Source organism: Marinifilum fragile JCM 15579 (assembly GCF_001310955.1).
GTDB classification, from domain to species: Bacteria; Bacteroidota; Bacteroidia; order Bacteroidales; family Marinifilaceae; genus Marinifilum; species Marinifilum fragile.
In genome coordinates, this window is sequence record NZ_BAZX01000052.1 from 1 (window position 1) to 11505 (window position 11505).

Below are 11505 nucleotides of genomic sequence, written 5' to 3' on the forward strand. Positions count from 1 at the left end.
AGAAAGTCAACTTAAATTAATTAATAATCAAGTATATAAATTATTAAATTTTAGCGTAAAACTTATAGAATGTGATTTAGTTTAAGATCACACTTTCAAATCCATTTTAAATCGGTTATATTTGAATTGCGCCGAATTAAAATGGCAAAACACAATTAGATTTGAAATTATTAATAAATATTGTTCGTTGGGTAGCTAGATTTTTAGGAATATTTCTATTCCTATTTTTTGTTTGGTTTGCTATTGAAATAGGTTCTCCTGATTTGGATATGATGAGCAATCAGGAGGTGAAATTATTCATAGGAAATTTAATCATGTTAATGGGTTTAATTGTAGTTTGGAAAATAGAAGCTATTGGTTTTAAAAAGCAAGAGAAAGGTGTAATTACCTGCTACGAATTACAGGATTTGGGTTTTATTGTTTTGTATTCGTCTGCTCAAAACAAAATTTGGAATGAAATTGAACAAAGAAAACTTAAAAATGTAATAAATAAATTTGCTATTTCTGTAAAAGCATGTTTGCTCCATGAAAAATCTATTCTTGATCTTATTACAATTTCCAAGACTCAGAAAGAATTAGAGAAAGCAAAGAAAGCAGCAGAAGAATCCAATGAATTAAAATCGGCATTTCTTTCAAATATCAGCCATGAATTTAGAACTCCCATTAATGCAATAATTGGCTTTTCAAATCTATTAAAAAATCAAGATATTGATCAAATAGAACAAAAAGAGTTTGTTGATAACATTCTGAATAGTAGCGGTAAACTACTTAAAATGGTAAATAATTTATTGTACGTATCAAAAGTTGATTCAAACCAACTAAATTATACTTTGAAAACCTTTAAAATCAATGAAGCATTAAGGGAAATAAAAGCTCACTTGAGTGCTCAGCTCACCAATAAGCCTCAAATAAAGTTTAAATTGGTATTTCCTAATAATTCCGAGAACGTACAAATTAAATCGGATAGGGATAAATTGATTCAAATAATGGATAGTTTGGTGGATAATGCCATTAAATTTACGCATACCGGAAGTGTTGAATTAGGATACTATATTGATGACAATTCAATACCAGTGTTTTACATAAGAGACACAGGCATAGGAATTTCTCATCAAAAACAGAAGCATATATTTGAAGTTTTTCGTCAATTAGATTATGAAGCCAATAGAAAATTCGAAGGATTTGGATTAGGGCTTACTTTGTGTAAAAAATTAATTCAATTGTTAGAGGGTGAAATATGGTTTGATTCGGAAGAAGGTATTGGATCAAATTTTTATTTCAGATTATCTGGCAATGGTAGAATTCAAATGGACTTATTGAATGATGCAAAACCTGACTCTGACAATAGCCTAAGTTCCATTAATGATTTAGACTTTTCTGAAAAGAATATTTTAATTGCAGAAGATGTGAAATCTAATTTTAATTATTTAAACGCGATTATAGAATTAACCGACGCATCAGTGGTTTGGGCTAAAAATGGAAAAGAGGCAATTCAAATCTGTCGTCATAACAACCCAAAAATCGATTTGGTTTTAATGGATATCAGAATGCCTGAAATAAGTGGTATGGAAGCTATTAAGCAGATTAAAGACACAAATAAATCAATTCCTGTAATTGTACAAACTGCATATGCAATGAATAATGAACGTGAAGAATGTTTGCTTGCAGGAGCTGATCATTTTATTACCAAACCAATTGATCCAAGAAAATTAATTCAGATACTTCAAGATTATTTATAGAACACAGAATAGTAATGTATTGATATGCTGCAATTTAAAAGTCTTATAATTCATATTATGTTATTTTTATATAGATAAAAAAAAAGGAACCAATTTTATGGTTCCTTTTCTGGTTTTATTCCATGCTATCCAATTGAGCCTTCACCTCGTTATATTTTTCTAAATAAAGTTCTTTTTGATTTCTAAGTTTAAAATAAATCTCCTTCAAAATCATCAAGGAATTCTTTTCACCTGGGTTTACTTCAAGTGCACTTTCGAAATATGGTATTACTTTTTCGTACTCGCTATACACCACTTTTAATGCTTCGTTGTATTTTTTAGCATCCATAATTTCATTAACTTCTTTATGATGCTTACTAACTTTATTTGCTTCTATAATGGCCAAATTATATCTAGGAATAAACTTTCCAGGATCTAATTCTATTGATTTTTTATACATTGCAACGGCGTTTTCCAACTCTCCCATTTTATCATACAATTGCCCTTTTGCACTATAAAAAGATGCATTATTGGGATCCAAAGCTATCGCTTTATCAAGATAATCTGCAGCTTTCTGTGGTTCTCCTCCAAACATGTAATAATTGATCAATTCAACAAGCATATCTGAATCATTTGGAAACAATTCAAATCCTTTGTGGATATATTCTACAGCCTCTTTTTCATTATCATTTGCTTTTAACACTTTCGACAAATAAGCATATGTTTTTGCCCCGCCATAGTTGTAATCAATAGATTGCTTGTAGTACTTAATGGCTTTCTCAAAATTTTCAGCTTTTTGAGCAGCCATACCAGCATTAAAAATAACCGCTGTATCTACTACAGGATTATCTTTAAATAAATCCATGGACTCAATTTCAAGAACTTTTTCAAATGCAAACAATGCTCCCGCATAATCTTTATTGTTATAGCAGTTCACAGCTTCGTTTGTGAAATCAGGAATCATATTAGTCATTTGAATTTTTACAGGTTTAAGCATCTTCCCTTTTTGATCTAACTCAAGTGCTTTTAAATATGCCGCATAAGCAATATCTAAAGGATTTCTCTCTAAGTTCTTATATGCTGGAAGTGGACTTTCAAAAATACCTTGGTAAACTTTACCTTTTATAAGGTAGGCCTTTGGGTAGTCTACGCATTTTTCGTTCTGAATTCCTTCATCAATAGCTTCTTTAGCTTTATCTAACTTACCTGATATAAGATAGTTTTGCGCTCCGGTAACCTTACTTTTTTGTGCGAATACAGAAGAAACGCTCAAAATCATAACTAAAATGAATAATATTTTTCTCATGCTTTCTATAATTAAACTTAATAATGTTTAAATGTATAAAAAAAAGAGGGAAACACAATGTTTCCCTCTTTTTTATGTCAATATAGAAATCTTATTCCATTCCGTCCAACTTAGCTTTCACTTCGTTGTATTTTTCTAAATAAGCTTCATTTTCATTTCTAAGCTTGAAATATAATTCTTTCAATGTAATTAATGAGTTTTTCTCATCTGGTTGCATTTCAAGAACTTTTTCAAAATATGGAATTACTTTTTCATACTCTTCGTAAACAACTCTAATTGCTGCGTTGTACTTTTTAGCATCCATAATTTCATTCGCTTCCTTGTGCTTTGCAATTGCTGCATTCAATTTCAAAAGCCCTAAGTTATACTGAGATGTATAATCATCTGGAGTTAATTCTAAAGCTTTTATGTACATTTCCTCAGCTTTTGCAGGCTCTTTAGTCTTTTCATATAAAGTACCTTTTGCACGATAGAAAGAACCGTTATTAGGATCTAAAGCAATTGCTTTGTCAAGGTAATCTGCAGCTTTTTGAGGCTCTCCTCCCAACATATAGTAGTTAATTAGCTCAACTAACATCCATGAATCATTTGGGAACAACTCAAATCCCTTGTGAAGGTATTTTACTGCTTCTTCTTCATTACCATTCGTCTTTAAAGCATTAGCCAAGTTAGCATATGATTTAGCTCCTCCATAGTTGTAATCAATAGATTGCTTGTAATACTTAATAGCTTTCTCCAAATTTTCAGCTTTTTGGGCAGCCATACCAGCATTAAAAATAACTGCAGTATCTACTACAGGATTATCTTTAAACATATCCATAGCTTCAATTTCCAACACCCTTTCAAAAGCAACTAGTGCTCCAGCGTAATCACCGTCATTGTAGCGATTTACTGCTTCATTGGTGTAATCAGGAATCATATTAGTCATCTGTGCTTTTACAGGCTTAACCATTTTCCCTTTTTCATCCAATTCTAAAGCTTTCAAGTATGCAGCATAAGCAACGTCAAGTGGATTTTTATCCAAATCTTTATATGCAGGAAGTGGACTTTCAAAAATACCTTGATACACTTTTCCTTTTATAAGATAAGCTTTTGAATAGTTTACACATTTTTCATGCTGAATTCCTTCATCAATAGCTTCTTTAGCTTTATCTAACTTACCAGAAGTAAGAAAGTTTTGTGCTCCGGTAACCTTACTTTTTTGTGCGAATACAGCTGAAACGCTCAAAATCATAACCAGAATTAATGATAATTTTCTCATAATCAATGTTTAGTTTTTATAACAATCTCGAACAAAAATATACCTTTCTTTGAAAATTCGAACAAGATTAATCACTTTATAATAATTCTAAGTATCAAAATACTATTCTTCACCATTTTCCGTTGCTTGCTCCGATCCATTTTCTTCATCTTCTCCATTGGATGAATTTACTTTCGCTACTGCAGCAATAGCATCGCTCTTCTTACTCAAATTAATCAAACGAACCCCTTGAGTCGCGCGTCCCATCACTCGCAGATCAGAAACTGCCAATCGAATGGTAATACCTGATTTGTTGATAATCATCAAATCATCATTATCAGTAACATTCTTAATAGCTATCAAATCACCAGTTTTTTCGGTAATACTTATGGTTTTAACACCTTTACCACCTCTGTTGGTAATTCTGTAATCATCAATATTTGATCTCTTACCATAACCATTTTCCGAAACAACAAGAATATCCTCTTCTCCATTCTCAACACATATCATGCCAACAACTTCATCACTCTCGTCTTTCAGCGTAATTCCACGCACTCCAGAGGCGGTTCTACCCATTGAACGAACCTGATCTTCAGCAAATCGAATGGCTTTACCCGAACGTCCGGCAATTACAATTTCATTTTTACCATTGGTAAGTTTTGCTTCAAGAAGTTGATCTCCTTCACGAACGGTAATTGCATTTACTCCATTTACTCTAGGACGAGAATAAGCTTCAAGAGGAGTTTTCTTAACAACACCTTTTTTGGTACATAGAACAATGTAATTGTTGTGAATATACTCTTCTTCTTTTAGGTTAAGAACATTAATATAAGCCTTCACATTGTCATCTGGCTCAATATTCAACAGATTTTGAATAGCTCTCCCCTTCGATTGCTTAGTTCCTTCTGGAATTTCGTATACTTTAAGCCAGAAGCATTTTCCTTTCTCTGTAAAGAACAACATAGTATTATGCATGGTTGCCATAATCATGTGCTCAAGAAAATCTTCTTCTCTAGTAATTGATCCTTTCGAACCAACACCACCTCTATTCTGTGTCTTGAATTCTGCTAATGGAGTACGCTTAATGTAACCCATGTGAGAAATCGTAATCACCATTTCCTCGTCAGCATAGAAATCTTCAGGATTAAATTCTTCAGAAGCATAAACAATATCGGTTCTTCTTTCATCACCGTATTTTGCTTTTACTTCTAACAATTCTTCTTTAATGATATCCATTCTCATCGATTCATTGGCAAGAATTTCCTTCAAGTGATCGATCAGCTTCATCAACTCTTCGTATTCTGCATGCAATTTTTCACGTTCTAAGCCTGTTAGCTTCTGCAAACGCATGTCAAGAATTGCTTTAGCTTGAATTTCATCCAACTCAAAGTTGCTCATCAATCCACTCTTCGCTTCATCCGGAGTTTTAGAACCTCTGATCAATGCAATCACTTCATCAATATGATCCAAAGCAATAATCAATCCTTTTAGGATGTGTGCTTTATTTTCAGCTTGTCTTAATTCATATTGAGTTCTGCGTACAACAACATCATGTCTGTGCTCTACGAAATTATCAATCAAATCACGTAGATTAAGCAATTTTGGACGACCTTTTACCAGTGCAATATTGTTTACACTAAAAGAGGCTTGCATTTGCGTGTATTTAAATAATTTATTCAATACAACATTTGCAATTGCATCTCTCTTAAGATCGAAAACGATTCTCATACCATTACGGTCTGATTCATCGTTTACATTCGAAATTCCATCAATCTTTTTATCGTTGATTAAATCAGCAGCCTTCATAATAAGCTCTGCTTTATTAACCATGTAAGGAATTTCAGTCACAATTATCTTTTCACGGCCTTTTTCATCCGTTTCAATGTTTGTCTTGGCACGAACAACTACGCGACCTTTACCTGTCTCAAATGCCTCTCTAACACCTTGATATCCATATATCGTTCCACCTGTTGGAAAATCAGGAGCCTTTATAATTTTAATAAGCTCATCCATTTCCACTTCTTTATTATCAATGGTGGTTACAATCGCATCTATAGTATCCGATAAATTATGTGGAGGCATATTGGTTGCCATACCTACCGCAATACCAGATGCACCATTTACAAGAAGGTTAGGAATACGGGTTGGAAGTACAGTGGGCTCCTTTAATGATTCATCAAAGTTTGGAACCATATCAACAGTATCTTTATCCAGATCCGATAGGATTTCTTCAGCAATCTTATCCATTCTTGCTTCTGTATAACGCATAGCAGCAGGACTATCGCCATCTACAGAACCAAAGTTCCCTTGTCCGTCAATCAATGGGTATCGTAAAGACCAGTGCTGAGCCATACGAACCATGGTCATGTATACAGAGCTATCACCATGCGGGTGATATTTCCCCAGTACCTCACCAACAATTCTTGCTGATTTCTTATACGGTTTATTTGCTGTGATACCTAACTCGCCCATTCCGAAAAGTACTCTTCGGTGAACCGGTTTTAAGCCGTCTCTAACATCTGGCAAAGCTCTGGAAACAATAACCGACATCGAATAATCGATATAGGCTGATTTCATTTCCTCCTCGATGTTGATACGAATAATTCTTTCTCCCGTAGTCATCTATAATTAATTTAAAATTCTAAACTTTTCTCAGAACTACAAAAGTAACAAAATATGTGATTTTTGCGTAAGAAAAGCAGCTATATTTGCGTGTAGATTAAGATAAATATTTGACATTTTTACTTTATAGCTTGATTTCTAGTTTAATTCCGATTCCAATTGAGTTTTTAATTGAAATTTGATCTGGAAATTAGGCTGTATCTAATATTTTTTCATTATTTTAATGTTGCTTTAATCAAATCGACAGATATATAGTCGAATATTGACAATCATTTAGAATATAATTAAAAGACCTACTATATGGATTCAAAATTTTCACCTCGTATTAAAGATGTTCTTTCATACAGCAAAGAAGAAGCTGAAAGGCTTGGAAACAGTGCTATTGGAACAGAACATTTATTTTTAGGGATTCTTCGTGAAGGTGAAGGTATTGCTGTTGATATCCTTATCTCTTTGGGTGTTGATCTTTACGACATCAGAAAAAACATTGAAAGGGAAATTAAATCAGATACAATTACTGATTTAGATCAAAACAACATTCCTTTACAACGATCAGCTGAAAGAGTTCTTAAATTGATTTATTTAGAGGCTAAGGCCCTAAAAAATAACACCATTGACACCAGTCATTTACTCCTAGCTATTTTAAAGGATGACAAGAGTATGGTTACTCAAATATTAGAGGACCAAACCATCGACTATAATAAGGTAAAAGAAAACTTAAAAACCTTATTCCCTAAAGCTCAGGCTGATTATCCATCTGAAGAACGTGAAGGAAAAGGTGGTATGTCCGGTGGATCAAAAGGATCGAGCACTCGTGGCAAATCTGAAACTCCTGTACTGGATAATTTTGGTATTGATATCACCAAATCGGCGGAAGAAGGAACTCTGGACCCTATTGTGGTAGAGAGACTGAAATTGAACGATTAGCGCAAATCCTAAGTCGTCGTAAAAAGAACAATCCAATTCTGATTGGTGAACCTGGCGTTGGTAAATCTGCTATCGCGGAAGGATTGGCTCTTAGAATTGTTCAAAAGAAAGTTTCGCGAGTATTATTTGGTAAACGGGTGGTAACCTTGGATTTGGCTTCAATTGTTGCAGGAACTAAGTATCGTGGACAATTCGAAGAAAGAATGAAAGCCATTTTAAATGAACTATCTAAAACAACAGATATAATCTTGTTTATTGATGAGATTCATACCATTGTTGGTGCAGGTGGTGCAACTGGCTCATTAGATGCTGCGAACATGTTGAAACCAGCTCTTGCACGTGGAGAAATTCAATGTATTGGAGCAACCACCTTGGATGAATATCGTCAGAATATTGAAAAAGACGGTGCTTTGGAAAGACGTTTCCAGAAAGTGATGGTAGAACCTACTTCTGCAGAAGAGACTATAGAGATTCTTAACAACATCAAAGAACGTTACGAAGATCATCACAATGTATATTACACCGAAGAAGCTATTAATGCTTGTGTAAAACTAACATCAAGATATATAAGTGATAGATACCTTCCAGACAAAGCAATTGATGCCTTGGATGAAGCTGGTTCACGTGTTCACATTTCCAACATTCACGTTCCGGTGATTATTGAAGAGTTAGAGAAAAAAATTGAAGAGACTCGTCAAAATAAAATTAAAGCTGTAAAAGCACAGAAGTTTGAATTGGCAGCTAGCTTCAGAGATAAGGAGAAAAACTTTACTGAAGATCTTGAAAATGAAAAAGACAAGTGGGAAAAAGAACTAAGTGAGAAAAAGGAAAAAGTTTCTGAAGAAGATATTGCGGAAGTTGTGGCAATGATGACAGGTGTTCCTGTTAAGAGAATTGCACAAGCTGAAGGTTCTCGCTTACTAAAAATGGATGAAGAATTGCAAGGTAGAGTAATTGGTCAGGATGATGCGATTGCTAAAATTGTAAAAGCAATTCAGCGTAATCGAGCTGGTTTAAAAGACCCTAACAAACCAATTGGAACATTTATTTTCTTAGGTCCTACAGGTGTTGGTAAAACTCAACTTGCTAAGGTTCTTTCCGAATACTTATTCGATAGCTCAGACGCTTTGATTCGTATTGATATGAGTGAATACATGGAAAAATTTGCTGTATCAAGATTGGTTGGAGCTCCTCCGGGATACGTTGGATATGAAGAAGGTGGACAACTGACTGAAAAAGTGAGAAGAAAACCATATTCGGTTGTACTTCTGGACGAGATTGAAAAAGCTCATCCTGATGTATTCAATATTCTACTTCAATTGCTGGATGATGGTCAGTTAACCGATAGTCTTGGGCGTAGAGTTGATTTCAAAAATTCTATCATCATCATGACATCTAATATTGGTAGCCGTGAGTTGAAAGATTTTGGCAAAGGCATTGGTTTCCAAACTGGTGGAAATGATTCAAATGATTATGCCAATAGCATTATTCAAAAGGCATTGAAAAAAGCTTTCGCTCCTGAATTCCTGAACAGAATTGATGATTTAATCATGTTCAATTCATTAACTCAAAAGGATATTCATAAGATTATCGACATAGAACTTAACGGATTATACAGGAGAGTTAAAGATCTAGGATACAATATCAAAATTTCGACTGCTGCAAAAGATTTTATCGCTGAAAAAGGATACGATGTTCAGTTTGGGGCAAGGCCTCTAAAAAGAGCTATTCAAAAGTACCTGGAAGATGAAATGGCTGAAGTTATTATTAAAGCAAGTATCTCTGAAGGTGATACAATTTCGGTAGGTTTAGACAAATCGAAACAAAAAATCACCACCAAAATATTAAAGGCTCAAAAAGAGCTAGAATAAAAAATAAGCCGGAGAGTTAATCTCCGGTTTTTTTTATGCTTTTTTCACACTTTTTTATTCCTATTTATTTAGAATAAATCAAAACAATTTCTATCTTTGATCGAAACAACAAAATACATAATTATGCAAAAAAACAATAGCAAAGTTACATTTGCAGGAAATGCAATGACTTTAGTAGGTACTGAAATAAATACAGGAATGAAAGCTGAAAATTTCACAGCTCTTGGACAAGACTTATCTCCAGTTCAACTTTCTGATTTTGATGGAAAAGTAAAAATCCTTTCTGTATTTCCTTCAATTGACACAGGCGTTTGTTCTGCTCAAACTCACAGATTTAACAAAGAAGCTGCATCGCTTGATAAAGACATTCAAATCATTACATTATCAAACGATCTTCCATTTGCTTTAGGTCGCTTCTGTGGTGCTGAAGGTATCGAAAACCTGGTTACTTTATCGGATCATAAAGAATGTGATTTCGGGTACAAGTATGGTTTCGTAGTTGAAGAATTACGTCTACTAGCTCGTGGAGTTGTTGTTATCGACAAAAACAACGAAGTAAAGCATGTTGAGTATGTTGCTGAAATGACTGAAGAACCTAATTATGAAGCTGCTTTAGAGGTGGCTAAATCTTTAGTTTAATGAAGCTTATAAAATAAACAGAAAGCTCCTTCGGGAGCTTTTTTAATATCATTACCTATGTACCTATTCTTCGATACCGAGACAACAGGTTTACCAAAGAAATGGAATGCTCCCATTACAGATTTAGACAATTGGCCACGTCTGGTTCAATTGGCTTGGCTACTGTATGATAGTCGCGATCAGGAAATTAAATCTGCCAACAGAATAATAATACCCGAAGGTTTTACAATTCCTACCGACGCATCTGATGTGCATGGCATCACAACAGAAAGAGCTTATGCTGAAGGTATCAATCTTCATGAAGCTTTAATTGAATTTTCATCGGCAATGGATGATGCAGAATTTTTAATTGCACACAATATTAATTTCGATGAAATGATAATTGGTGCCGAATTTCTACGCAAAGATGTAAAAAGTCAATTGGCACAAATTCCGAAAATCTGTACCATGAAAACCACAACCAATATTTGTAAAATTCCCGGAAGATATGGTTTCAAGTGGCCAAATTTAACTGAATTGCATCAGCATCTTTTCCACAAAGGATTTGATGGTGCTCACGATGCACTTGCAGATGTTAGAGCTTGTGCAGATTGCTTTTTCGAATTGAAAAAATCAGGAATGTACCAACGGCAAGGAAGTTTGTTTTAAGGAACAATTGCATTGCACGAAAAAGGGAACCAAACAGTAACCAGCTGTATTAGTTCCCTTTTTTCAATTCACATTCACTTTTTGATTTTTCTAAAATCAACCTTATTTAAATCTTTTTTTATTCTGGTACTTGGCCGAAAAGCCATTTTCACACTTTTAATTTTTGAGGCATTTATTTGTTCTGGACTATCTACTCCTTCTCCGCTAATATGTAATGAAAATGTTCCCAAGTCCCCTAGCTCTACACTGCAATTATCTTTTAAAAAATACGGAAGCTTAGTGGTGAAAGCCTCCAATACACCAACAACATCAATCGTACTGAAAGTTGATGTTTGAGATATGCTTTCAGCAATATCTCTTAAAGTTTTCTTTTGCCTGTTCGCAACCCTCGGATAATACTGCTCCTTGCCACCCTCTTTTTTAAGAGGTGAATTCATCTTTACCGCTTTATACTTTATCGCCATATCCTTTAGGTATAATTAGCCACTAGTCTAGTGCTTTATAAAATTCAATATAAAAGATACAACAATTTAA

9 protein-coding genes are annotated in these 11505 nt (G+C 34.0%); 5 read left to right on the forward strand and 4 right to left on the reverse strand.

Annotated features, from left to right (window positions below; all coding sequences use genetic code 11):
- The first annotated feature begins 161 nt into the window (after window positions 1-161).
- Window positions 162-1739 carry a hybrid sensor histidine kinase/response regulator gene (locus JCM15579_RS19495; protein WP_054722924.1) on the forward strand — a complete coding sequence of 526 codons (1578 nt, stop codon included), beginning with the start codon at window positions 162-164 and terminating at the stop codon, window positions 1737-1739.
- 115 nt (window positions 1740-1854) lie between these two features.
- On the opposite strand, the gene JCM15579_RS19500 is transcribed toward JCM15579_RS19495, so the two are convergent.
- The 3 genes from JCM15579_RS19500 to gyrA all read right to left on the reverse strand — a co-directional run bounded on the left by JCM15579_RS19500 (window position 1855) and on the right by gyrA (window position 6886).
- Window positions 1855-3024 (reverse strand): tetratricopeptide repeat protein, encoded by a 1170-nt coding sequence (locus JCM15579_RS19500; protein WP_054722926.1) that lies wholly within the window; start codon window positions 3022-3024, stop codon window positions 1855-1857.
- A 91-nt stretch (window positions 3025-3115) separates the two neighbouring features.
- The gene (locus JCM15579_RS19505; RefSeq protein ID WP_054722928.1) at window positions 3116-4285 is read right to left on the reverse strand and encodes a tetratricopeptide repeat protein; all 1170 of its coding nucleotides are present in this window, start codon (window positions 4283-4285) and stop codon (window positions 3116-3118) included.
- Window positions 4286-4387: 102 nt separating this feature from the next.
- Window positions 4388-6886: a DNA gyrase subunit A gene (gyrA, locus tag JCM15579_RS19510; RefSeq protein ID WP_054722930.1), complete on the reverse strand. Its 2499-nt coding sequence runs from the start codon at window positions 6884-6886 to the stop codon at window positions 4388-4390.
- A gap of 300 nt (window positions 6887-7186) precedes the next feature.
- Between gyrA and JCM15579_RS21680 the strand changes: the two genes are divergently transcribed.
- From JCM15579_RS21680 to JCM15579_RS19525, 4 genes are all read left to right on the forward strand, one after another.
- Window positions 7187-7813 carry a Clp protease N-terminal domain-containing protein gene (locus JCM15579_RS21680; protein ID WP_245625993.1) on the forward strand — a complete coding sequence of 209 codons (627 nt, stop codon included), beginning with the start codon at window positions 7187-7189 and terminating at the stop codon, window positions 7811-7813.
- Window positions 7814-7896: 83 nt separating this feature from the next.
- Entirely contained in the window at window positions 7897-9684 is a 1788-nt protein-coding gene (locus tag JCM15579_RS19515; RefSeq protein ID WP_245625994.1) for an ATP-dependent Clp protease ATP-binding subunit, read from the forward strand.
- Between the two features lie 123 nt (window positions 9685-9807).
- Window positions 9808-10323, forward strand: coding sequence for a thiol peroxidase (gene tpx / locus JCM15579_RS19520; RefSeq protein ID WP_054722936.1), 516 nt, complete (start codon window positions 9808-9810; stop codon window positions 10321-10323).
- A gap of 57 nt (window positions 10324-10380) precedes the next feature.
- The gene (locus JCM15579_RS19525) at window positions 10381-10971 is read left to right on the forward strand and encodes a 3'-5' exonuclease (protein WP_054722932.1); all 591 of its coding nucleotides are present in this window, start codon (window positions 10381-10383) and stop codon (window positions 10969-10971) included.
- Between the two features lie 74 nt (window positions 10972-11045).
- On the opposite strand, the gene JCM15579_RS19530 is transcribed toward JCM15579_RS19525, so the two are convergent.
- On the reverse strand, window positions 11046-11435 hold the full coding sequence (locus JCM15579_RS19530; protein ID WP_054722934.1) for an HU family DNA-binding protein: 390 nt from the start codon (window positions 11433-11435) through the stop codon (window positions 11046-11048).
- Between the last annotated feature and the right edge of the window lie 70 nt (window positions 11436-11505).

Bases quoted from the DNA above. Each gene is read 5' to 3' on its own strand.
- JCM15579_RS19530 (WP_054722934.1), bottom strand. From the start codon at position 11,435: ATGGCGATAAAGTATAAAGCGGTAAAGATGAATTCACCTCTTAAAAAA.
- JCM15579_RS21680 (WP_245625993.1), top strand. From the start codon at position 7,187: ATGGATTCAAAATTTTCACCTCGTATTAAAGATGTTCTTTCATACAGC.
- JCM15579_RS19500 (WP_054722926.1), bottom strand. From the start codon at position 3,024: ATGAGAAAAATATTATTCATTTTAGTTATGATTTTGAGCGTTTCTTCT.
- JCM15579_RS19505 (WP_054722928.1), bottom strand. From the start codon at position 4,285: ATGAGAAAATTATCATTAATTCTGGTTATGATTTTGAGCGTTTCAGCT.
- tpx (WP_054722936.1), top strand. From the start codon at position 9,808: ATGCAAAAAAACAATAGCAAAGTTACATTTGCAGGAAATGCAATGACT.
- JCM15579_RS19525 (WP_054722932.1), top strand. From the start codon at position 10,381: ATGTACCTATTCTTCGATACCGAGACAACAGGTTTACCAAAGAAATGG.
- gyrA (WP_054722930.1), bottom strand. From the start codon at position 6,886: ATGACTACGGGAGAAAGAATTATTCGTATCAACATCGAGGAGGAAATG.